The organism is Pseudomonas sp. MT92, assembly GCF_058792515.1.
In genome coordinates, this window is the sequence record NZ_JBXAFA010000018.1 from 60,301 (window position 1) to 80,701 (window position 20,401).

At 60.1% G+C, this 20,401-nt stretch carries 19 protein-coding genes and 2 pseudogenes; 11 read left to right on the plus strand and 10 right to left on the minus strand.

The genetic code is table 11. The annotated features are described in order from the left end of the window. Positions 1-64 precede the first annotated feature (64 nt). From AC1Q6D_RS27980 to AC1Q6D_RS27995, 4 genes are all read left to right on the plus strand, one after another. Positions 65-1,078, plus strand: a complete 1,014-nt coding sequence (locus tag AC1Q6D_RS27980; RefSeq protein ID WP_103406557.1) for a sulfate ABC transporter substrate-binding protein — start codon at positions 65-67, stop codon at positions 1,076-1,078. A gap of 155 nt (positions 1,079-1,233) precedes the next feature. Beyond that, complete coding sequence (gene cysT, locus AC1Q6D_RS27985; protein ID WP_103406556.1) at positions 1,234-2,052, plus strand: sulfate ABC transporter permease subunit CysT; 819 nt, start codon at positions 1,234-1,236, stop codon at positions 2,050-2,052. 12 nt (positions 2,053-2,064) lie between these two features. After that, complete coding sequence (cysW, locus tag AC1Q6D_RS27990; RefSeq protein ID WP_047536084.1) at positions 2,065-2,934, plus strand: sulfate ABC transporter permease subunit CysW; 870 nt, start codon at positions 2,065-2,067, stop codon at positions 2,932-2,934. 3 nt (positions 2,935-2,937) lie between these two features. Continuing rightward, positions 2,938-3,927 carry a sulfate/molybdate ABC transporter ATP-binding protein gene (locus tag AC1Q6D_RS27995; protein ID WP_103406555.1) on the plus strand — a complete coding sequence of 330 codons (990 nt, stop codon included), beginning with the start codon at positions 2,938-2,940 and terminating at the stop codon, positions 3,925-3,927. Positions 3,928-4,017: 90 nt separating this feature from the next. Here AC1Q6D_RS27995 and AC1Q6D_RS28000 read toward each other — a convergent pair whose 3' ends face one another. Next, positions 4,018-4,536 carry an Mpo1 family 2-hydroxy fatty acid dioxygenase gene (locus AC1Q6D_RS28000; protein ID WP_103406554.1) on the minus strand — a complete coding sequence of 173 codons (519 nt, stop codon included), beginning with the start codon at positions 4,534-4,536 and terminating at the stop codon, positions 4,018-4,020. A gap of 84 nt (positions 4,537-4,620) precedes the next feature. On the opposite strand from AC1Q6D_RS28000, the gene AC1Q6D_RS28005 reads away from it, so the two are divergent. Then, a complete protein-coding gene (locus AC1Q6D_RS28005) occupies positions 4,621-5,307 on the plus strand; it encodes a Crp/Fnr family transcriptional regulator (RefSeq protein ID WP_103406553.1) in 687 nt (228 codons plus the stop codon). Positions 5,308-5,364: 57 nt separating this feature from the next. Further along, positions 5,365-5,730, plus strand: a complete 366-nt coding sequence (locus tag AC1Q6D_RS28010; RefSeq protein WP_103406552.1) for a response regulator — start codon at positions 5,365-5,367, stop codon at positions 5,728-5,730. 143 nt (positions 5,731-5,873) lie between these two features. Here AC1Q6D_RS28010 and AC1Q6D_RS28015 read toward each other — a convergent pair whose 3' ends face one another. Beyond that, positions 5,874-6,878 (minus strand): AraC family transcriptional regulator, encoded by a 1,005-nt coding sequence (locus tag AC1Q6D_RS28015; protein WP_103406551.1) that lies wholly within the window; start codon positions 6,876-6,878, stop codon positions 5,874-5,876. Positions 6,879-6,978: 100 nt separating this feature from the next. Here AC1Q6D_RS28015 and AC1Q6D_RS28020 point away from each other — a divergent pair, with 100 nt between their 5' ends. Beyond that, a complete protein-coding gene (locus AC1Q6D_RS28020; protein ID WP_103406550.1) occupies positions 6,979-8,052 on the plus strand; it encodes a fatty acid desaturase in 1,074 nt (357 codons plus the stop codon). A 181-nt stretch (positions 8,053-8,233) separates the two neighbouring features. Here AC1Q6D_RS28020 and AC1Q6D_RS28025 read toward each other — a convergent pair whose 3' ends face one another. The 6 genes and pseudogenes from AC1Q6D_RS28025 to AC1Q6D_RS28050 form a co-directional block, all read right to left on the minus strand. Beyond that, positions 8,234-8,917 carry a DUF2931 family protein gene (locus AC1Q6D_RS28025; protein ID WP_103406549.1) on the minus strand — a complete coding sequence of 228 codons (684 nt, stop codon included), beginning with the start codon at positions 8,915-8,917 and terminating at the stop codon, positions 8,234-8,236. A gap of 13 nt (positions 8,918-8,930) precedes the next feature. After that, positions 8,931-9,569: a DUF2931 family protein gene (locus AC1Q6D_RS28030; RefSeq protein ID WP_103406548.1), complete on the minus strand. Its 639-nt coding sequence runs from the start codon at positions 9,567-9,569 to the stop codon at positions 8,931-8,933. A 13-nt stretch (positions 9,570-9,582) separates the two neighbouring features. Then, complete coding sequence (locus AC1Q6D_RS28035) at positions 9,583-10,221, minus strand: DUF2931 family protein (RefSeq protein ID WP_492618490.1); 639 nt, start codon at positions 10,219-10,221, stop codon at positions 9,583-9,585. Between the two features lie 13 nt (positions 10,222-10,234). After that, complete coding sequence (locus AC1Q6D_RS28040; RefSeq protein WP_492618491.1) at positions 10,235-10,762, minus strand: DUF2931 family protein; 528 nt, start codon at positions 10,760-10,762, stop codon at positions 10,235-10,237. Between the two features lie 106 nt (positions 10,763-10,868). Further along, positions 10,869-12,503 (minus strand): phospholipase effector Tle1 domain-containing protein, encoded by a 1,635-nt coding sequence (locus tag AC1Q6D_RS28045; protein ID WP_492574008.1) that lies wholly within the window; start codon positions 12,501-12,503, stop codon positions 10,869-10,871. Positions 12,504-12,569: 66 nt separating this feature from the next. Then, positions 12,570-14,852: pseudogene (locus AC1Q6D_RS28050) on the minus strand (type VI secretion system Vgr family protein); the annotation flags it as partial. Between the two features lie 866 nt (positions 14,853-15,718). Here AC1Q6D_RS28050 and AC1Q6D_RS28055 point away from each other — a divergent pair. The 4 genes and pseudogenes from AC1Q6D_RS28055 to AC1Q6D_RS28070 form a co-directional block, all read left to right on the plus strand. Continuing rightward, a pseudogene (locus AC1Q6D_RS28055) lies at positions 15,719-15,830 on the plus strand (ExbD/TolR family protein); the annotation flags it as partial. Between the two features lie 195 nt (positions 15,831-16,025). Further along, entirely contained in the window at positions 16,026-16,607 is a 582-nt protein-coding gene (locus AC1Q6D_RS28060; RefSeq protein ID WP_103406067.1) for an alpha/beta hydrolase, read from the plus strand. Between the two features lie 65 nt (positions 16,608-16,672). Then, positions 16,673-17,602 carry a sigma 54-interacting transcriptional regulator gene (locus AC1Q6D_RS28065; RefSeq protein ID WP_103406066.1) on the plus strand — a complete coding sequence of 310 codons (930 nt, stop codon included), beginning with the start codon at positions 16,673-16,675 and terminating at the stop codon, positions 17,600-17,602. Positions 17,603-17,875: 273 nt separating this feature from the next. Next, positions 17,876-18,658: a MetQ/NlpA family ABC transporter substrate-binding protein gene (locus AC1Q6D_RS28070; RefSeq protein WP_103406065.1), complete on the plus strand. Its 783-nt coding sequence runs from the start codon at positions 17,876-17,878 to the stop codon at positions 18,656-18,658. A gap of 450 nt (positions 18,659-19,108) precedes the next feature. On the opposite strand, the gene AC1Q6D_RS28075 is transcribed toward AC1Q6D_RS28070, so the two are convergent. Together AC1Q6D_RS28075 and AC1Q6D_RS28080 are read right to left on the minus strand one after the other, a co-directional pair. Then, on the minus strand, positions 19,109-19,738 hold the full coding sequence (locus AC1Q6D_RS28075; protein ID WP_103406064.1) for a class I SAM-dependent methyltransferase: 630 nt from the start codon (positions 19,736-19,738) through the stop codon (positions 19,109-19,111). A gap of 148 nt (positions 19,739-19,886) precedes the next feature. Beyond that, positions 19,887-20,243, minus strand: coding sequence for a DUF6124 family protein (locus AC1Q6D_RS28080; protein ID WP_103406063.1), 357 nt, complete (start codon positions 20,241-20,243; stop codon positions 19,887-19,889). Positions 20,244-20,401: the final 158 nt, after the last annotated feature.

A 20,401-nucleotide genomic window follows, 5' to 3' on the forward strand; every position in this document is an offset into this window, starting at 1 on the left:
GAGCAAGCATCCGATTCCAGATCATAAAAAAAGCCAATATCCAAGAATTCCAGGAGCTTTCACCATGTCGTCGATTCGTCAGTTCGCTTTGGCCGCCCTGGCCAGTGCCCTTTTTGCGGGTTCTGCGGTTGCCAAGGATTACGAGTTGCTCAACGTGTCGTACGACCCGACCCGTGAGCTGTATCAGGACTACAACGCCGAGTTCATCAAGTTCTGGCAGAAGGACCATGCTGGCGACACCGTGAAGATCCAGCAGTCCCACGGTGGTTCGGGCAAGCAGGGTAGGGCGGTGATCGACGGTTTGCGCGCCGACGTCGTGACCCTGGCCCTGGCCGGTGATATCGATGAAATCGCCAAGCTTGGCAAGACACTGCCCGTCGACTGGCAAAAACGCCTGCCGGAGGCGAGCACGCCTTACACCTCGACCATCGTGTTCCTGGTGCGCAAGGGCAACCCTAAAGGCATCAAGGACTGGGGCGACCTGGTCAAGAACGACGTATCGGTGATCACGCCGAACCCGAAAACCTCCGGCGGTGCACGCTGGAACTTCCTCGCGGCCTGGGCCTACGGCCTGAAAGCCAACGGCGGCGACGAAGCCAAAGCCAAGGAATACGTGCAAACCCTGTTCAAGCACGTGCCTGTGCTGGACACCGGTGCTCGCGGTTCGACCATCACCTTCGTCAACAACGGTCAGGGTGACGTGTTGCTGGCCTGGGAAAACGAAGCCTTCCTGGCGCTGAAAGAAGATGGCGGCGCCGACAAATTCGACATCGTCGTGCCTTCGCTGTCGATCCTCGCCGAGCCTCCGGTCGCCGTAGTCGACAAGAACGCCGAGAAAAAGGGCAACGAGCAGATCGCCGAAGCCTACCTCAAGCACCTGTACAGCCCGGCGGGTCAGGAAATCGCGGCGAAAAACTTCTATCGTCCACGGGACAAGGATGTCGCCGCCAAGTACGCCAATCAGTTCCCGAAACTGGAGCTGGTCACCATCGATAAAGACTTCGGCGGCTGGAAAACCGCGCAACCGAAATTCTTCAACGACGGTGGCGTGTTCGACCAGATTTACCAGGCGCAGTAATCTGACTGACAACGAGCCTGATGTCTGGGCACGAAACATGTGAGGGCGAGCTCGCTCGCGAAGGCGGTGTATCAGGCGATTTGGATGTTGACTGATATGGCCTCTTCGCGAGCAGGCTCGCTCCCACATTGATGCGTTTTTAACCAAGGACTTTTATGTCGCGTCGTATCTCCCCCGTCATACCCGGCTTCGGGCTGACGCTGGGCTACACCTTGGTGTACCTCAGCCTGATTGTGCTCATACCACTGGCGGCGATGTTCGTTCACGCCGCTCAACTCACCTGGGATCAGTTCTGGGCAATCATCTCGGCGCCACGGGTGCTGTCGGCGTTGAAGCTCAGCTTCGGCACCGCGCTGTACGCCGCGATTATCAACGGCATCATCGGCACGCTGCTGGCCTGGGTGCTGGTGCGCTATACCTTCCCCGGACGCAAAGTCATCGATGCAATGATCGACTTGCCGTTTGCATTGCCCACGGCCGTGGCCGGTATTGCGTTGACCGCGTTGTACACCCCCACCGGTCTGGTGGGTCAGTTCGCAGCGGATCTGGGGGTCAAGATCGCCTACACCCCCCTCGGCATCACCCTTGCCCTCACTTTTGTGACACTTCCATTCGTAGTACGTACCGTACAACCTGTACTGGCTGATATCCCTCGTGAAGTGGAAGAAGCGGCGGCGTGCCTGGGAGCAAAACCGTTACAGGTTTTCCGCCATATCCTGTTGCCGGCACTGCTTCCTGCCTGGCTCACCGGTTTTGCCCTGGCCTTTGCCCGTGGGGTCGGCGAGTACGGTTCGGTGATTTTCATCGCCGGCAACATGCCGATGAAAACCGAAATCCTGCCGCTGCTGATCATGGTCAAGCTCGACCAGTACGATTACACCGGCGCTACCTCCATTGGCGTATTGATGCTGGTGGTTTCCTTCGTCCTGTTGCTGCTGATCAACTTGCTGCAGCGCCGCATCGAAACCCCATAAGGAGGCGCACACATGTCCCAATCGTCCATTGCTGCCGCTTCCTCGAACGCTGCCCGTCGTGGCAGTGCGACTTCGCGGCGAATCCTGATCGGCCTTGGCTGGCTGGTTTTTACGCTGTTCCTGCTACTGCCGCTGTTCATCGTGGTGTCCCAGGGCCTGAAGAATGGCCTGGGTGCGTTCTTCACCGCGATTTTTGAACCGGACGCGCTGTCCGCGCTAAAACTCACGGTGATCGCCGTGCTAATTTCGGTGCCGCTGAACCTGGTGTTCGGTGTGAGCGCGGCCTGGTGCGTGAGTAAATACTCGTTCCGTGGCAAAAGCATGCTGGTCACCCTGATCGACCTGCCGTTCTCGGTGTCGCCGGTGATCGCCGGTCTGGTCTACGTACTGATGTTCGGCGCCCAAGGGCTGTTCGGCCCGTGGTTGCAGGATCACGACATCCAGATTGTCTTCGCCTTGCCGGGCATCGTGCTGGCGACGATTTTCGTCACCGTGCCGTTCGTGGCGCGCGAGCTGATCCCGCTGATGCAGGAGCAGGGCACCCAGGAAGAAGAGGCCGCACGTTTGCTCGGGGCCAATGGCTGGCAGATGTTCTGGCACGTCACGGTGCCCAACATCAAATGGGGCCTGATCTACGGCGTGGTGTTGTGTACGGCGCGGGCCATGGGTGAATTCGGTGCGGTGTCGGTGGTTTCCGGGCACATTCGCGGGGTGACCAACACGTTGCCGCTGCACGTCGAGATCCTCTACAACGAATACAACCACGTGGCCGCGTTCGCCGTGGCGAGCCTGTTGCTGATCCTGGCGCTCTTCATCCTGCTGCTCAAGCAGTGGAGCGAAAACCGTATTAACCGCCTGCGCGCCAGCGCCGCGGAGGAATAATTCATGTCGATCGAAGTGCGTAACGTCAGCAAGAATTTCAATGCGTTCAAGGCGCTGGACAACATCAGCCTGGACATCCACAGCGGTGAACTGGTGGCGCTGCTCGGCCCGTCCGGCTGCGGCAAGACCACGCTGCTGCGGATCATCGCCGGCCTGGAAACCCCGGACCAGGGCAACATCGTGTTCCACGGCGAAGACGTTTCCGGTCATGACGTGCGTGATCGCAACGTCGGATTCGTGTTCCAGCACTACGCCTTGTTCCGCCACATGACGGTGTTCGACAACGTCGCGTTCGGCCTGCGCATGAAGCCCAAGAACCAGCGCCCGAGCGAAAGCCAGATCGCGACCAAGGTCCACGAACTGTTGAACATGGTGCAGCTGGATTGGCTGGCGGATCGCTACCCGGAACAACTGTCCGGTGGCCAGCGCCAGCGGATCGCCCTGGCCCGCGCCCTGGCGGTAGAGCCGAAAGTACTGCTGCTCGACGAGCCGTTCGGTGCCCTCGACGCCAAGGTCCGCAAAGAGCTGCGCCGCTGGCTGGCGCGGCTGCACGAAGACATCAACCTGACCTCGGTGTTCGTGACCCACGACCAGGAAGAAGCGATGGAAGTCGCCGACCGTATCGTGGTGATGAACAAAGGCGTGATCGAGCAGATCGGCTCACCGGGCGACGTCTACGAAAACCCGGCCAGCGATTTCGTTTATCACTTCCTCGGCGATTCGAACCGCCTGCATCTGGGTGAAGACAATCACGTGCTGTTCCGTCCGCATGAAGTGTCGCTGTCACGGCATGAACTGGAAGATCACCATGCGGCCGAGGTGCGCGATATCCGCCCATTGGGTGCGACGACGCGGGTGACGTTGAAGGTTGAGGGGCAGAGCGATCTGATCGAAGCTGAAGTGGTGAAGGACCACGACAGCCTGATCGGTCTGACGAAGGGCGAGACGTTGTTCTTCAAGCCGAAGGTCTGGCAGAAAGTCGCCAACTTCTGAAGCAAAAGCATCGCCAGCAGGCTGGCTCCCACTCTGGATCTGTGATCGACACAAATCCCTTGTGGGAGCCAGCCTGCTGGCGATTGCGGACTAGACAGCCGCGCGATTCGGATTCAGCCGCACACCCCCCGCCCGCACTTCGATCTGCTCTTTCAGCTCATGGCGCATCCCCAGCAGGAACGCCAGTTCCGCCACCACAAACAACGGCCCGACAATCAACCCCGTGACGTCATCGACGAACGCCGGTTTGCGCCCTTCGTAGTGATGGCCAACAAACTGAATCGCCCAACCCACCACAAACATTCCGATGCCGGCGACGAGCCAGACCCCTGTGCTTTGCTGTGCCAGCGCATGACCGGCCCAGGCACACAGCCCCAGCAACACCGTCATCAGCGCGCCAAGGCGCAATTCCAGGCGCAGGTAAAACCACGCCGAAGCCAACGACACCAGTATCGCCGGAGAAAGCCAGCCCCCGGCCCATTGCGGACGAGACAGCAGGACCGCCACCGCCACCACAATCAGCGGAATGCCAATGAAGTGTGTAGCGATGTTTCGCGGGTCACGGTGGTAGGTGGCGTATTGACTGAGATGGTCAACGAGGCTTTTCATTGTTATTCCTCCTGTAGGGTGATTGATCTTGCCCCGGGGCCATTTCTTACTCTGTCAGCCAGGCGACAATCTTTAGGAGTTTTCATGGATATGCAGGTCTGGCGTCCGCGCTTGATGCACGGTCAGTGGTTCAGCCATCTGCCTGTTTCCTTGCAGGATAGTCTGCTTGCCGCCGCCAGGGTTCGGCGCCTGACGCCGGGCCAGCGCTTGTTCAAGCGGGGTGACCCGCCCTGTGGTCTGTACGCGGTGCTCGAAGGTGCCGTGCGCATTGGCGCGGTCAGCGAGCAAGGCAAGGAAGCGTTGCTCAGTCTGGTGGAGGCGCCGCATTGGTTCGGCGAGATCTGTCTGTTCGATGGCCAGGCGCGCACCCACGATGCGTACGGCCTGGGCAACTGCACCCTGTTGCACATCCCGCAAACGGCGCTGCTGACATTGCTCGACGAACAACCGGAGCACTGGCGGCAACTGGCCTTGCTCATGAGCCAGAAACTGCGCCTGACCTTTATCCACCTCGAACAGCTGAGCCTGATGCCGGCCCCGACACGGCTGGCCCATCGCTTGCTGATGATCGCCCACGGCTATGGCGAGATCGACTCGCCGCGCCGGCTCCTGCAACTGCCGCAGGAGCAGCTTGCGTCAATGTTGTCGTTGTCGCGCCAGACCACCAATCAACTGCTCAAGGATCTGCAGGGGCAGGGGATTTTGAGTCTGGGCTACGGCGAGATCGAAATCCTCGATGTCGAACGGTTGCGGGCGTTGGCGATCTTTTAAAGGTGGGCTTTATCCCCGAACACGCCTAGCCTGTGAGGACGACAATCGAGGTGTGCCATGCGTGTGCTGTTAGTGGAAGACGAACCCGAGACCGCCAAGCTCCTGGCCAATGGCCTGAGCGAGGCCAGTTATGCGGTGGATGTGGCGGTCAACGGGATGGACGGCCGGCGTTTCATCGAGTCCGGCGAATACGAGCTGATCATCCTTGACGTCATGCTGCCGGGGCTCAATGGCTGGCAGTTGCTGCAACAGATCCGCAAGCTCGGTGAAACGCCGGTGCTGCTCCTCACCACCAGGGATGGCATCGAGGATCGCCTGCGCGGGTTGGAGCTGCATGAAGATGACTACCTGCTCAAGCCGTTCGCGGTGAGTGAGCTGGTGGCGCGGGTGCGCAAGTTGTTGCGGCGGGGTCAGGGGCGGTAGTGGTTTCTGTGTTGCCTGAACAATCGAATTCGCTGGCAAGCCAGCTCCTACAGTGGCTTGTGTGAATCCTGAATGGCTGGTCAACCGAATACCCTGTGAGAGCTGGCTTGCCAGCGAAGAGGCCGGTATGTCCGGTGAAAAACCTACCGCAACCCATCCCGAAACTGCCCCGGTGTCATCCCGGTCCAGCGCTTGAATGCGCGGCTGAAACTGCTGGTATCGGCAAACCCCAGTAAATAACTGATCTCGCTCAGCGAAACCTGGGGATCACGCAGGTGCAACAACGCCAGATTCTCGCGGCTTTCATTGAGCAGCGTGTCGAACCGACAACCTTCATCCGCCAGATGCCGTTGCAGGCTGCGCAAGCTCAGGTGCAGGGCCTTGGCGATGTGTTCGGCGCTGGGTTCACCTTCCGGCAATTGCTCTTCTATGGCATCGCGGACCTTGCGCTCCCAGGTCAACGGCTTGAGTTGCGCCAGGGTGCGTTTGAGTACGGTTTCATTGTGTTCGGCCAGCTCCGGGTTGGCGTCGTCCAGGTGACTGTCGAAGTCAACCAGGGCGAATTCCAGTCGGTCTTCGTCGGCGCCGAAGTGCACGGGCGAGCGGAAGACTTTGTGCCATTGATGCGAGTCTTCAGGTTCCGGCCGACGCAGGTAAACCGCCAGCGGGGCGTAATCGCGGCCCAGGCGATTGCGACAGGTACGCACGTAAATCGCCATGAACGCATCGATGGCCTCGTAGGCCGGGGCCGGATTACCTGTCGGAATTTTCAGGCGGAAGCGGTAGCGATCCTCCGTGCGTGTCAGTTCCAGTTCCAGGGCATCACTGACCACCTGGTGATAACGCACGATACGCTCGAACACTTCGCGCAAACTGCCGCTGGCCACCAGCGCATAACCGAGCGCGTGAAAGGTGGTGGGGCTGACGAAGCGTGAGACGCGCAGGCCGATCGCCGGGTCGCCGCTGGCCTGCACCGCCAGCTCCCACAGTCGCGTGGTGCCGGACAACGGGTATCGGGCGTTCGGGTCGTCCATCAACTGCGGATCGAGCCCGGCCTGGTGGCACAGGGTGGTGCTGTCGAGGCCCAAGGCGTCGAGTTGCTTGCGCAGGGCGCGGGTCCAGCTGGCGAGGGAGGTCGGTTCAGTCATGCTGATTGGCGCTTCCGGTCAACAGGTTGGCGTTCACGGCTACCGCGTTGTGCAGGATCACAAGGCAGCATGCGAACATCAATAACCAGAGGATGGAAGCATGCACGGTACTTCTGCAAGTCCCCAGCGACTGAATGCAGCGCAGCGATCAGCACATATTCGTGAAGTGGTGCTGGCCAAGGGCGTCGAGCTGCGTCAGCGCTACCCGATACTCAAGCATCAGGACGCACTGGGCGCGGGTATCCTGGTCTTCGCACTGGCCGGCATGATCGGCTGCGCAGCGCTCTACATCACCGGGCACATGGCCTGGTGGGCGTGCCTGCTGCTCAATGCGTTCTTCGCCTCGTTGACCCACGAACTTGAGCATGACCTGATCCACAGCATGTACTTCCGCAAACAGCGGGTGCCGCACAACCTGATGATGGGCCTGGTCTGGCTGGCGCGTCCGAGTACGATCAATCCATGGATTCGCCGTCACCTGCACCTTAACCACCACAAGGTCTCCGGTTCCGAGACCGACATGGAAGAACGCGCCATCACCAACGGCGAGCCTTGGGGTTTGGCGCGGTTGCTGATGGTTGGCGACAACGTCATGTCGGCGTTTATTCGCATGCTGCGAGCCAAGACCTGGGCTCACAAGTTCAGCATCATCAAACGCTCGCTGAAGGTCTATGCGCCGCTGGCGCTGGTGCATTGGGGTGCGTGGTATGTGTTTCTCGGCTTCCACGCCGCGAACGGCATCGCGCACCTGCTGGGCGCCCCGATTGAATGGTCCGCGACCACGCTGTCGGTGATGAACGTGATCGACATCGCGGCCGTCGTCATCATCGGCCCGAACGTGCTGCGCACGTTCTGCCTGCACTTCATCAGCTCGAACATGCACTACTACGGCGACATCGAGCCCGGGAACGTGATGCAGCAATGCCAGGTACTGAACGCCTGGTGGCTGTGGCCGTTGCAGGCGTTCTGCTTCAACTTCGGCAGCAGTCACGGCATCCATCACTTTGCGGTGAAGGAACCCTTCTACATTCGCCAGCTGACCGTGCCCGTGGGGCATAAGGTGATGCGGGAAATGGGTGTGCGCTTCAATGATTTCGGCACGTTTGCGCGGGCGAACCGGTTTGTGCGCAAGGACGAAGTTCAGGGGCAGGCTGTGGAGGGTGCGCGCGTCTGAGGGGTTTTTCGCTGGCAAGCCGGCTCCAAGGTTCGGTGTTGAACACGAGATTTGTGTTCAACACCGAACCAACTGTAGGTGCCGGCTTGTCGGCGATTTCACGCCCACTCATCCGGACTTCTTATTCTTCGTATTGCGCTGCACTTTGGTGCCCTCCACCACAAACACCTGCGTCGGCAATTCAAACCCCCTCAGCTTGAGCAGCGCCATCGGCCCTGCGCCCAGTTCGGTGCGCAGGTGCCAGGTCAGGTCGATGCCGTCCGGTGCCTTGAGCTGCACCTGGTAGTGGCTGTCGCTGTCGTTCAGGGCGGTGATTCGCGCCTGTTCCAGCAGGCGGATCAGCCTGAAAGCGCCCGACTTCCTTGAAGCCCAGGCATGCCCCTCCGACCCACACCTTGACGATGCCGCCGGGGGCCATGCCCAAGGTGATCATTTTCCGATAGTCGTTCCTCCACTCTTTGGAACCTTTGCAGAACACTCGCTCCGGCCGAACCATCTCATCGCGAACCCATTGCGGGATCGGAATTCTGATCTTGTAGGCCTGCGGCTCGACCAATGATTGCCAGCGCAGGAAGATTCGCTCGGGTAGATCGACGTTATTCACAGGTTTCATCTTCCCCCCGCCTTTGTGCCAACCATCAGGCTGGCCGGTGTAACTGGCTACGCCCGCATGCACGCGGAAAAACGGCAACCCACGCTGATCGAGCACATCCACGGTTTCGACCCAGACCTCCATGAAACGGGGTGCGGCCAAGCCGACATACCAACTGTGGTAGGGCAGCTTGGGCGGCGGGTAAGGCTTGGGACCACTGGCACAGGCGCACAGGCTGAACAACAGGCCGACAAGCAGGGGCAAGCGCTTCATTGGGGATTGCCCCTTACCAAGTGCCATAGGGAATCCCGTGCTTATCGATGTAAGCCTGTGCTTCAGGGTTCGGCGCTCGGTAATAGATACCGTTGCCATTCCGGTGAGGCCCTAGTGGTTCTACCTCAGCCTGAAAGCGGCCGACTTCCTTGAAGTCCAGACAGGCTCCGCCGACCCAGACCTTGACGATGCCGCCGGGGGCCATGCCAAGAGTGATGGAGTCCCGATAGTCGTCCTCCCACGTTTTGGACCAGTGACAAAATCCACGCTCTCGCTTAACCATTTCATCGCGTACCCACTGCGGGATCGGAATGCGAATTTTGTAGGCCTGCGGCTCCACCAGCGATTGCCAGCGCAGGAAGATCCGTTGGGGCAGGTCGACGTTATTCACAGGTTTCATTTTCCCCCCGCCTTTGTGCCAGCCTTCTGGCTTGCTGGTGTAGCCAGCCACGCCGGCAGAGACGCGGAAAAATGGCAAGCCACGCTGATCGAGTACATCCACAGTCTCGACCCAAACCTCCATGAAACGAGGTGCGGCCAAGCCGACATACCAACTGTTGTACGGAAGTTTGGGCGGCGGATAAGGCTTGGGACCACTGGCACAGGCGCACAGGCTGAACAACAGGCCGACGAGCAGGGGCAGGCGCTTCATTGGGGATTGCCCCTTACCAAGTGCCATAGGGAATCCCGTGCTTATCGATGTAAGCCTTGTTCTCAGGCTCGAGCGGGATGTATTGACCTTCGCTTTTGCCTCTGTAGGGGCCTAACGGCTCCACTTCGGCCTGAAAGCGCCCGACTTCCTTGTAGTCCAGACAGGCTCCGCCGACCCAGACCTTGACGATGCCGCCAGGGGCCATGCCAAGAGTAATGGAGTCCCGGTAGTCGACCTTCCACTTTTGGGAACCGGGGCAATACACCTTCTCTGGCTTGACCATTTCATCGCGTACCCACTGCGAGATCGGAATGCGAATTTTGTAGGCCTGAGGCTCGACCAGCGATTGCCAGCGCAGGAAGATCCGTTGGGGCAGATCGACGTTGTTTACCGGCTTCATTGCCCCCCCACCTTTGTGCCAACCTTCCGGCTTGCTGGTGTAGCCAGCCACGCCAGCAGAGACACGGAAAAATGGCAAGCCACGCTGATCGAGCACATCCACGGTCTCGACCCAGACCTCCATGAAACGGGGTGCGGCCAAGCCGACATACCAGCTGTGGTAGGGCAGCTTGGGTGGCGCGGGTGGTTGGGGACCACTGGCACAGGCGCACAGGCTGAACAACAGGCCGACGAGCAAGGGCAAGCGCTTCATTGGGGATTGCCCCTTACCAAGTGCCATAGGGAATCCCGTGCTTATCGATGTAAGCCTGTGCTTCAGGGTTCGGTGCTCGGTAATAGATACCGTTGCCATTCCGGTGAGGCCCTAGTGGCTCCACCTCAGCCTGAAAGCGCCCGACTTCCTTGTAGTCCAGACAGGCTCCGCCGACCCAGACCTTGACGATGCCGCCAGGGGCCATGCCAAGAGTAATGGAGTCCCGGTAGTCGACCTTCCACTTTTGGGAACCGGGGCAATACACCTTCTCTGGCTTGACCATTTCATCGCGTACCCACTGCGAGATCGGAATGCGAATTTTGTAGGCCTGAGGCTCGACCAGCGATTGCCAGCGCAGGAAGATCCGTTGGGGCAGATCGACGTTGTTTACCGGCTTCATTGCCCCCCCACCTTTGTGCCAACCTTCCGGCTTGCTGGTGTAGCCAGCCACGCCAGCAGAGACACGGAAAAATGGCAAGCCACGCTGATCGAGCACATCCACGGTCTCGACCCAGACCTCCATGAAACGGGGTGCGGCCAAGCCGACATACCAACTGTTGTACGGAAGTTTGGGCGGCGGATAAGGCTTGGGACCACTGGCACAGGCGCACAGGCTGACAACAGGCCGACGAGCAGGGTCAGGCGCTTCATTGCGGATAGCCCTTCTGTGGCAGGTTGTCGTAGACGTTACGTTTGTTGTTTTCCGCCGGCTTGCTGATAAGAAGGCCCTTACTGGGGACCCAATGGGCGGACTGATGGATATATCGCTGACGCAGCAAGCGCTCCTGCTCGGGATCGAGGCTGACCTCGGCGCCCGCCAATGCCTGCTCGATAATCCGGGCGGCAATGGGCTGCAAATCCCCTGGCAGTGCCAAGTCGGGCCGTGATTCCACCCCTTTGAACGGCACACCATGGCGTACACCCAGTTCACGCATCAGACGCAAATAAACAAGCGCCAACTCACCACGCACGGTCCGGTCGAGTTCAATGGTCAACATATGAAGCTGATGTTGAGGCTCCGGCCCGCCACGGGCCGCTGTCGGAACATGCCAACTTTTGATGTCGATGCGGCCGTCACCGGCGATGCCGCTTTCTCGGAGGGCCTGGACTTTAGGCAGGTTTTTCATCCACTCCGCTGTGGATTGCACGGGTTGATTGTGGCGCAGGGTGAAGCGGCTCGGCCTGGTCAACCAAAGCCGCTCACGGATGCGCGGCAAATAGCCACCGCCGATGTTCGAATGCACCCCGGGCAGGCTGATTTGCCGGTGGCCCTTTAGCACGCTGTTAAGCGCAAAATTGTTCCGACACTCATCGCGGGCCTGCAACTGGACGACTTGGCGTGCACAACCGGGCGGCAAGTACAGGTTGACACCCGGGTTGCGGTCATCCGAAACGTTGAGGTCAAGGCCCCCGATGGCGGCGACAGTGTCGAACAGGCCAATGAAGTTGAGGCTGACGTCCACCGTCGGGTCGAACGTGGTCAATAGCGTGAAACGACCGGCCCGCAGCAGGTCGTTGAACAGACCTCGACCGGGTTTGAGCAGTTCGTTGGCGCAATGCCGCGCCGCCGCGCCACCGCGACTGAAGCCGAAAATATCGAATTCAACATGGTGAATATAGGTATGGGGGTTGGTTTGCTGAAAGCGGTCCCATTGTTTCTCTATTTCCACCAGGGCCTGCTTTACCCGCGCCACGACTCCGGTTTGCCCCAGCCCCATACCCATGCCATAAAGTGAATCCTTCCCGGTACTACGGGTACCAATACCCTCCAGATAGACCTTCACATAGCCAATATGAGCACCCGATGGCAGGGCATCAGTAGCATGATCTGGATACAGGTCCCACAGATGCACCACATTACTCGGCGCATTCCCATAACTGTTGTCCGGCGCGCCGTTAAAGGCCTCGCCATCGAACTCACCAAACCCATACCCCTTGCAATGATCGATGATGCTCGCCAGCTCGCCTTCATCGAACAGCGCCAGATCCTCACGTCGACATTGTTCCGTGGCCGCAACGTTGGCCAGGTTATTCCCCGTCCCGTCAAAGAACAGCCCCAGGCGCAGGGTGATGCCTTCGAGTTCTTCTTCCTCTTCCTCCTCTTCCATGTCGTAGATCAGTGACAGCTCTTCGGGCTTGGCGGTGTAAACCCTTTCGGTGAAGCCCTGGCTGTCGGTGGTGCCTTTCCAGACCTTGCCGGAGGCGCTGGTGATTTTGTACGGCACGTTGGCCCAGGGTTGTTCGCCATTGCTGGCGAATATCCGGAATTGCTCGTCGAACATCAGTGGCGGGTTGATGAGCGGTGTCAGCGTCGGTATGACTGCCGCCTGAGTGGCCTTGCTTGGCACATATTGGTAATGCGCCGCCTTGACCTTGTAATCCCCCGCCGTGCCGGATTCGATGCGGCACTCATCCAGGCTGATGTAACTGCCCCCGCCATTCAGGACGATTTTCTTCTTCGCCGTGATGCGGATTTCGTCCTCGGTGCTGGTGATGTCCAGACCATGCCGCGCCGTCAGTTCCAGGCGATCGTTTTGCGCCTGGATCTGCACCGTGCCCTGGTTCGCGATCAGCTTGATGCCGAGCTTGCGCACGAACAGGCTCAAGCCCTGGCCTACGCCGATGAACAGGCGCTTGACCACGCTGAGGTCCGCTTCGCCGCCGGCGTTGAGCATCAGGTTGTGTTGTGCCGCCAGTTGCAGGTGCTGGCCGCTGGTGAGGGCGATGCCTTTGGGGGCGCTGAGCAGCAGCACTTGGGACTTGAGCTGTTCGAGATCTTGCCGCAGCAGTTGTATTTGCGCGGCGACGTCCGCCGGTTCGGCACTGGCGGCCTGGGCGTCGACCGAGAGTTGTTGCAGTTGTTCGCCGGCCTGTTGCAGACGGTCGATGGCGCTGGCCATTTCGAGCGCTTGGCCCTGCGCCTTGGGCTGTCCATCGGCGCTGATAAAAATGCCCTTGCCACCGCGAATCGAACCCCAATCATCCGTCCTCAGCTCAAACCCTTCCCCGCGCTTGTGCTTCTGCGCATCCACCAGATGCCCGAGGTTCAGCTGGCTCTTGCCGCCGTACTCGGTGCTGAGCTTGACGTGCTCCTGGCCGCGTCGGTCTTCCAGGCGCAGTTTGTTGTTGGCCGGGGTGCGCAGCACGTTGCGGGTGTAGTCGCGTTTGGCCAGGGTGACGTGATCGGGGTGCTGGTTGTCGTGCAACGCGTGGGCGATGTAGGGGCGGTCGGGGTCGCCTTGTTCGAAGGCGATGGCCACTTCGGTACCGGCCAGCAGCGGCAGGTGCAGGCCGTGGGTGTCGCCGGCGTAGGCGCGGGCCAGGCGCAGCCACATGCTTTCCTGGCCGGGTTTCCAGGTGTCGCGGTCGAACAGGAAGTTGACCCGGTAGCGCCCTTCGAGGTCGATTTCGGCGTAGGGGTCGTTGGCCTGGGGGTTGGTGACGCGCGCCGGGACGGTGCCGGCGATTTGCGGTTTGGCCCGCAGCGGCGGCCGAAAGCAGATGGTTTCGGCGTAGGGCATGGCCTCGAAGCGGGCTTCGAAGCTGCGGTCGCGGGCGGCCTGGGTGACCAGCCCGGTGATGACCGCGCCGGGGGCGAAGGCCTGGGGCGCGCCGCCGGCGATTTTCAGGACCTGGCCGGGCGCCAGGGTGGCGCTGCTGCTGACGCCGCTGAGCCGGGTCTGGTCGTTGAGGTAGCGTTCGTGGCGCAGGCGCGCGTAGAAGTAGCCGCTTTCGCTTTGCAGGTCTTCGTCCTGGAGGTAGGCGTTGCCGAGCTCGCGGTAGCCTTCGGCGTAGTGGTAGGCCTCGCCATAAGTGGTGGTGGCGCCACGGGTCTGGTCGACCTCGCCGTCGAGGTAAGCATGAGCATCGCGGTGGTGATAGGCGCGGACGTTGACCTGCCGTTCCACCACCTGATGGCGGGTTTGCAGGTCCCAGACGCCGTCTTCGTCGCTGCTGCTCAGGCCGGCGGGCGGGTGTTGCGGCAGGCGCACGTCGAACTGGTAGCCGCGCTGGTCGTCGCAGAACTCCACCACATCGATGCGCAGGCGCTCGTCGCTGGTGAAGCGATACCAGATGCCGACGTCGGCCAACAAGCGGCTGATGAACATCAGGTCGCTCTCGTTGTACTGCATCACCTGCTCGCGCCTGGGGTACTCGCGCACCAGGCGAAAGAAGAAATCCTGACCCCGAAACCCGTGGCGGCTGCGCAGGATGCTCTCGACGATTTCCGGCACCGATTGCTGCTGGTAGATGCGCGACTGCCGGCCGCGATCGAGCAGCGCCAGGCGTGGTTGCAGGGTGATTTCGTAGCGCGCTTCATCCACCGACGCAGACAAACGCTTGAAGGCGCTGACCACACCGAACAGGGTGCGCAACGGCTTGACCTCGGGCAATTTCAGCCCCGGCAAGGGCTTGACGGGCGGCGCGTGCAGGCTGAAACGCGCGTCCTGGCCGAGCAGTTGTTGCGGGCCGAGGTCGAGGTCGCGGCTGGTGAATTCGATGGTGTAGAGGAAGGGCTCGCTCAGGCGTTCCTGGCCTTCGAAGGCGAGCACGTCGAGGGTGGCGTCGAGGTTGCGGACCTGGAGTTTGTGGCGGCTGTGGTCGAAGAAAATACGCGGGGCGATTTGCAAAATTCAGACCTCCCTGGCCTGTTTGAGGTGCATGGGGAGGATTTTTCCGCCCTCGTTCAAGTGCGAGACAGCTTTCACGAAGGTGAAAAGGGTTGAAATAGGAGGTTTCCGAGGGTGGTGTAGGAGGCTTCCGTAACTTGATGTGCCGGGGCTGTAGGATTTTTTTGGGGGGGTGGTGATTGCCTGGGGTGAGGGGGCTTGTTGGATTGCTGCACCGGCGCAGCCATCGTCATGCTTGAAGGCAGGGTACTGCTGAGGAAATGCTGGGGCCGCTTCGCAGGCCTGCGGGACGGTGCGGCAATCCGACAAGCTCCCTCGCCACAGATGCTCATCGTCTAGCCGCTCTCATGGTTACTTCCCGAAAGCCACAACGCCTTGCTACTTGCACCCAGCCTGGCCCTAACCATGGGTGGGAGTGGGAATGGGCGCAGACGATGGTGGATGGGGCAGGGCTATGTCGAACACTTGCTTGATCCGTCCGGGACGCGGCACCACCACCCCACGCGGTTGACGAGAAATTGCTCAGGCCTGCCATTTGTACGTTGCAATCCTTGCAATTTCATATGCGATTTTGATCTGGTTTTAGCGTTAAAAATTACTTTAAGAAATAAGCGTCAAGGTCAATGATTCACCCACCGATACGTCGTTCGGGGGCGTTTGGCTCGGCGTATCGGGTGATTCGCAAAGAGACCGCAGGGAGTTAATCAATGGGCATTCTGGAGGCGCCCTGGGCGCCGCGAAGCGTCGAGGGGTGACGTCTCCCGGGACGGCTGACATCGAGATTCATGAAACCGAAACCTGTTTCGCGCGAAATGGTTACACGAGGCGTACACCATGACGTCATTGGCATCTCCTCTGCATTCCAGCTTCAGGCAGCCAAGGCCAAGGACCCGGAGGTGCGGGTGCAGTTCCAGGCCGATGATGGCGTCCATTGAGCGGGCAGGCATCACCACGTTGTCGGTGATCACCGCGCGCTGACAGATTTACGATTTTCCGGGGCCGTCTCCTTGGCAGGGTGCGGCCCCTTTTTTATTCCGCAAAAACACACAAGTCCCTGTGGGAGCGCTTGCATATTCGATATGGGTCTTAATAAATAGCTTCTTATTCCTTAACGAATATAAATCCCGTCCCTATACTCGATCAGGAACAGACACGCAGCAGGAGGGCTCCCCCATGCGCAACGAATCCATTCGCTATCTGATTGTGCCGGGCTGGCAAGGATCGCCAGAAGATCATTGGCAAAGCCACTGGCAGAACAGTTTGCCGAATAGCGCACGGGTGGAGCAGGCCGACTGGCTGACGCCACGTCGTGAAGACTGGGTCGCGGCGCTGGCCGAGGCAATTGCCGCCGACAGCACGCCGGTGATCCTGATCGCCCACAGCCTGGGTTGCATCACCGTCGCGCATTGGGCAGCGACCGCGCCCGTGCAGTTTCTGCGTCAGGTTCGCGGCGCCTTGCTGGTCGCGCCGGCGGATGTCGAACGTCCGGCCTGCGCGCCGGCCCTGCGTAATTTCGCGCCGATTCCTGGCGATCTTCTGCCGTTTCCCAGCCAGGTCGTCAGCTCCGACAACGACGCCGCCGTCAGTGCGCCACGGGCGCTGGAGATGGCGCGCAACTGGGGCGCTGAAGCGGGGATTCTGGCGGGGGCCGGGCACATCAATGTGAAGTCGGGTCACCAGCGGTGGGAACAGGGGTTTGCCTATCTCTACCGTCTGCAAAACCGCATGGAACATCACGCCCTGCGTCGCGCCTGAGCCTTTATCTTTTTCTTTTTTAAATAGCGCCCCCGTCTCCCGGCGGTTTTGGGCGGGAGTCTGCCATGAGCTTTGAAACCTTCGGTCAGCCGCTGCTGACCTTTCCCGATGCTGAAAAAAGTCCCCTGAGCATCCGCGCCAAAGCGTTGGTGTTCGTCGATCCGCGTTCCCGGCAACTGCGTCAGGATCTCGAACAACTGGCGCCGCGTTCGATCTCGGTGCTGATCCGTGGTGAAACCGGCAGCGGCAAGGAATTGCTGGCGCGGCACATCCATCGCGCCAGCGATCGCGGCGGGTTGTTTGTTTCGGTCAACTGCGGCGCCATCAGCCCGACCAACGCTGACGCCGAATTGTTCGGCTACGCCGCAGGCAGTTACAGCGGCTCGGCCAGCAGTCGCGCCGGCTGGTTCGGCTCGGCCAATGGCGGCACCTTGTACCTGGACGAGATTGGCGATCTGCCGCTGCCGATTCAGATCAAATTGCTCGCTGCCCTGGAAAACCACGAAGTGACCCGTGTCGGCGCGCACCAGCCGAGCCCGGTGGACGTGCGCCTGGTGGCCGCCACCAGCATCGATTTGGCCCAGGCGGTCGCCGCCGGCAAATTCCATGAACGGCTCTATCACTACCTCAGCGAAGGCCAGCTCGAACTGCCGGCCTTGCGCGAGCGGGTGGGCGATATTCTGTCGCTGGCCGAATACTTCCTCGGCATCTACAGCCAACGCCTGGAGCTGCCCGTGCCGCTGATCAGCGAGGCCGCGCAAGCGGTGCTGGAACGCCATTCCTGGCCCGGCAATACCCGAGAGCTGGAAAACGTCATCCACTTTGCGCTGTTGGTGAGTACCGGCGACGAAATTTTGCCCGAGCATCTGAATTTGCCGGAGGTGCCGGCGTCGTTGCAGCAGATCGAGCTGCAACTCAAGCAGATTCTCGCCGAGGGTTCGGCCACCGAAAAAGACGCTCTGAAACAAATACTTAAGCAAGCCGGCCTCCTGTAGGAGCGAGCCTGCTCGCGATGAACCTGAGAGCGCCGCAGGGGTGTCAGGTGCCCAACATTATCGTTGACGACCATCGCGAGCCGGCTCGCTCCTACAAGGGAAGGTGTGGGCTAGAGCTGTATGAACAAAATGGAATATGAAAGTGAATAAAAGATATTGTTCGGGAATAAAAAATGTCGGTATTGTCCGCTTCACGCCAGCGATAGCACTTCACTGGCACCTCAATAGTTAGCCGTCGCCACAAGCGACTGTGATTGTCGATAAGGACACTGCATGAAAAAGGTTCTGTTGTTCACCGCATTGGCGGCTGCCCTGACTGCCGGCCTGGCCCAGGCGGGCGAGAAACTGGTGGTCGCGGCGACCCCGGTTCCACACGCCGAGATTCTGGAACTGATCAAGCCCACCCTCGCCAAAGAAGGCGTGGACCTGGAAATCAAAGTCTTCACCGACTACGTTCAGCCGAACGTGCAGGTCGACCAGAAGCGTCTGGACGCCAACTACTTCCAGACCCTGCCGTACCTGAAGAACTTCAACGAAGGTAAAGGGACTCACCTGGAAACCGTGATCGGCGTTCACGTCGAACCGTTCGGTGGCTACTCGAAGAAAGTCAAAACCCTGGCTGAACTGAAGGACGGCGCGACCATTGCCATCCCGAACGAAGGCAGCAATAGCGGCCGCGCCCTGATCCTGCTGCAGAAGGCAGGTCTGATCGAGTTGAAAGACCCGAAAAACGCCGTGGCTACCCCGAAGGACATCGCCAAGAACCCGCACAACTTCAAGTTCAAGGAGCTTGAGTCCGCGATGTTGCCGCGCGTGCTGGATCAGGTCGACCTGGACATGATCAACACCAACTACGCGCTGGAAGCGGGCCTGAACCCGGCTAAAGACGCCCTGGTGATCGAAGGCTCCGATTCGCCTTACGTGAACTTCCTGGTGGCTCGTCCGGACAACAAGGACAGCGTAGCCATCCAGAAACTGGCCAAAGCCCTGACCAGCCCTGAAGTGAAAGCGTTCATCGAGAAGAAGTACAACGGCGCGGTACTGCCGGCGTTCTGATCGACGCAGTAAACCCCTTCTAGGTTTGAAAACGCCGACGGCTGATACTGCGTCGGCGTTTTTTTTGCCTGCGAACATTTCATGTGGGAACGAACCCAGGATCCCTCAGGCTGCTCTGGCCTTCAAAGCCCTGCGCAACGCCACCAATAATTTCACGATGTCCTGGGGATTCATCGGCTTGAGCACTTTTGCGTCTGCCATTTTCTCTTCCTTGTGAGTAGTGGGCCGGGGAGTCTGGCCAATAGTGGTCCGTCCTTGGAGGGGCAATTTGAAAAAAAGATCCTTCCTACGGTGCAAGGGAAAATAGACGTCTTCCGATGCCTCGGCAAATGAGGGAGCGAGCTTGCTCGCGATCTGTCTGACACGGGAGCCCGGCCATGCAGACGGGATGGCTGGCCACGGACTCAAATTTCCGGGGGCCGAAGGCCTGCGCGAAGGCGTCAAAATGGCTTACGCCGGCTTGCGCCAGACACTCGCCAACCAGGGCTGTTGCTCCCGTGGCAGCCCTGCGGGCCGGTAGTAATGCTCCAGCTCCACGAACCCTGCTTCGGTCAGCAATTGCTGCCACGCCTGAAGGTCGTGATAGGCGCCATAGCGAGGGCCGTTCCAGCCTTCCTGGTTCTCGCCACGGGGGTTGGAGCTGAACAGCACGCCGCCGGGTTTCAGGGTTTCGCGCAATTGCTTCAACACCCGGGGCAATTCCTGGCGCGGGATGTGAAACAGCACGGCGTTGGCGAAGATCCCGTCGAAGCGTTCGGCCGGCAGATCGAGTTTTAAAAAGTCCTGCTGCCAGACTTCGCAACCGCTGTCCTCGCGCGCCATCTGGGCGAATTTTTCTGAACCGTCGAGGCCGATCGCCTTGTGCCCCATGCGGGTGAACGTCTGCAAATCACGACCCGGCCCGCAACCAAAGTCCAGAATGTCGAACGGCGCCTCGCCCTGGATATGCCGCAGCAGGGCATCAATGTTCTGGCTGACATCGTGATCGCGGGTGCCTTCACGAAAACCTTCGGCCACCGAGTTGTAATGGCCCAGGGTGGTGGCGGTGATTTGCTGGAGGTCGTCGGGGGTCTGCTTCATGGTGGGCTGCGCAGGTAATTGGAATGGGTCGAATATACGCCATCAGGTAGGGGGCTGCTGCGCAGCCCATCGCGAGCAGGCTCGCTCCCACATTTGGATCGCGTTTCCCTGTGGGAGCGAGCCTGCTCGCGATGGCGGTTTTAATGGCTCAACCGTGTTTCATCCCCAAACACTCAATCGATCGATCAACCATCGCCTTGGCGATCTCCAGCAAATGCCAGACCGAGAACACCATGGCCCGGTCGGCGCCCTTGAGGTGGTCGCCGCACTGATAGGCAGTCACCGAAGCACAGCGCAGCAGATCGGCGATGTAGAGCTGGGTGTCTTCGAAGCTCACGTCTTTGCTGACGTTGTAGAAACGCAGTTCGTCGGGGGGTGAGGGTTGATCGCCGGTGAGGTAGAAATCGATGGCGCGATAGAGCGCCGAGCGGTCTCTGAGCAGGTCGTCGGTGATGGCTTCGTTGGAGGGTGTTTCGGGGGGTGGATCGGGAACAGATCTGTCCATGAGTGTTGCTCCTATTGCTTCATGGGAGCCGTCACTTCTCGCCTACTAAACGATTGGGTGGCGGCTGTACGCAGGTTAGTAGGCCGGTCAATAGGAAAACCGTGCATCCGAAGATGCCCCGCGCACAGCCACCATATTCTGCATGCGGCAAAAAGTGC

What these genes read in the sequence shown, in the direction of transcription:
- AC1Q6D_RS27980 (WP_103406557.1), top strand. Translation starts at nt 65, where the DNA reads ATGTCGTCGATTCGTCAGTTCGCTTTGGCCGCCCTGGCCAGTGCCCTT.
- cysT (WP_103406556.1), top strand. Translation starts at nt 1,234, where the DNA reads ATGTCGCGTCGTATCTCCCCCGTCATACCCGGCTTCGGGCTGACGCTG.
- cysW (WP_047536084.1), top strand. Translation starts at nt 2,065, where the DNA reads ATGTCCCAATCGTCCATTGCTGCCGCTTCCTCGAACGCTGCCCGTCGT.
- AC1Q6D_RS27995 (WP_103406555.1), top strand. Translation starts at nt 2,938, where the DNA reads ATGTCGATCGAAGTGCGTAACGTCAGCAAGAATTTCAATGCGTTCAAG.
- AC1Q6D_RS28000 (WP_103406554.1), bottom strand. Translation starts at nt 4,536, where the DNA reads ATGAAAAGCCTCGTTGACCATCTCAGTCAATACGCCACCTACCACCGT.
- AC1Q6D_RS28005 (WP_103406553.1), top strand. Translation starts at nt 4,621, where the DNA reads ATGGATATGCAGGTCTGGCGTCCGCGCTTGATGCACGGTCAGTGGTTC.
- AC1Q6D_RS28010 (WP_103406552.1), top strand. Translation starts at nt 5,365, where the DNA reads ATGCGTGTGCTGTTAGTGGAAGACGAACCCGAGACCGCCAAGCTCCTG.
- AC1Q6D_RS28015 (WP_103406551.1), bottom strand. Translation starts at nt 6,878, where the DNA reads ATGACTGAACCGACCTCCCTCGCCAGCTGGACCCGCGCCCTGCGCAAG.
- AC1Q6D_RS28020 (WP_103406550.1), top strand. Translation starts at nt 6,979, where the DNA reads ATGCACGGTACTTCTGCAAGTCCCCAGCGACTGAATGCAGCGCAGCGA.
- AC1Q6D_RS28025 (WP_103406549.1), bottom strand. Translation starts at nt 8,917, where the DNA reads ATGAAGCGCTTGCCCCTGCTTGTCGGCCTGTTGTTCAGCCTGTGCGCC.
- AC1Q6D_RS28030 (WP_103406548.1), bottom strand. Translation starts at nt 9,569, where the DNA reads ATGAAGCGCCTGCCCCTGCTCGTCGGCCTGTTGTTCAGCCTGTGCGCC.
- AC1Q6D_RS28035 (WP_492618490.1), bottom strand. Translation starts at nt 10,221, where the DNA reads ATGAAGCGCTTGCCCTTGCTCGTCGGCCTGTTGTTCAGCCTGTGCGCC.
- AC1Q6D_RS28045 (WP_492574008.1), bottom strand. Translation starts at nt 12,503, where the DNA reads ATGTTCGACGAGCAATTCCGGATATTCGCCAGCAATGGCGAACAACCC.
- AC1Q6D_RS28060 (WP_103406067.1), top strand. Translation starts at nt 16,026, where the DNA reads ATGCGCAACGAATCCATTCGCTATCTGATTGTGCCGGGCTGGCAAGGA.
- AC1Q6D_RS28065 (WP_103406066.1), top strand. Translation starts at nt 16,673, where the DNA reads ATGAGCTTTGAAACCTTCGGTCAGCCGCTGCTGACCTTTCCCGATGCT.
- AC1Q6D_RS28070 (WP_103406065.1), top strand. Translation starts at nt 17,876, where the DNA reads ATGAAAAAGGTTCTGTTGTTCACCGCATTGGCGGCTGCCCTGACTGCC.
- AC1Q6D_RS28075 (WP_103406064.1), bottom strand. Translation starts at nt 19,738, where the DNA reads ATGAAGCAGACCCCCGACGACCTCCAGCAAATCACCGCCACCACCCTG.
- AC1Q6D_RS28080 (WP_103406063.1), bottom strand. Translation starts at nt 20,243, where the DNA reads ATGGACAGATCTGTTCCCGATCCACCCCCCGAAACACCCTCCAACGAA.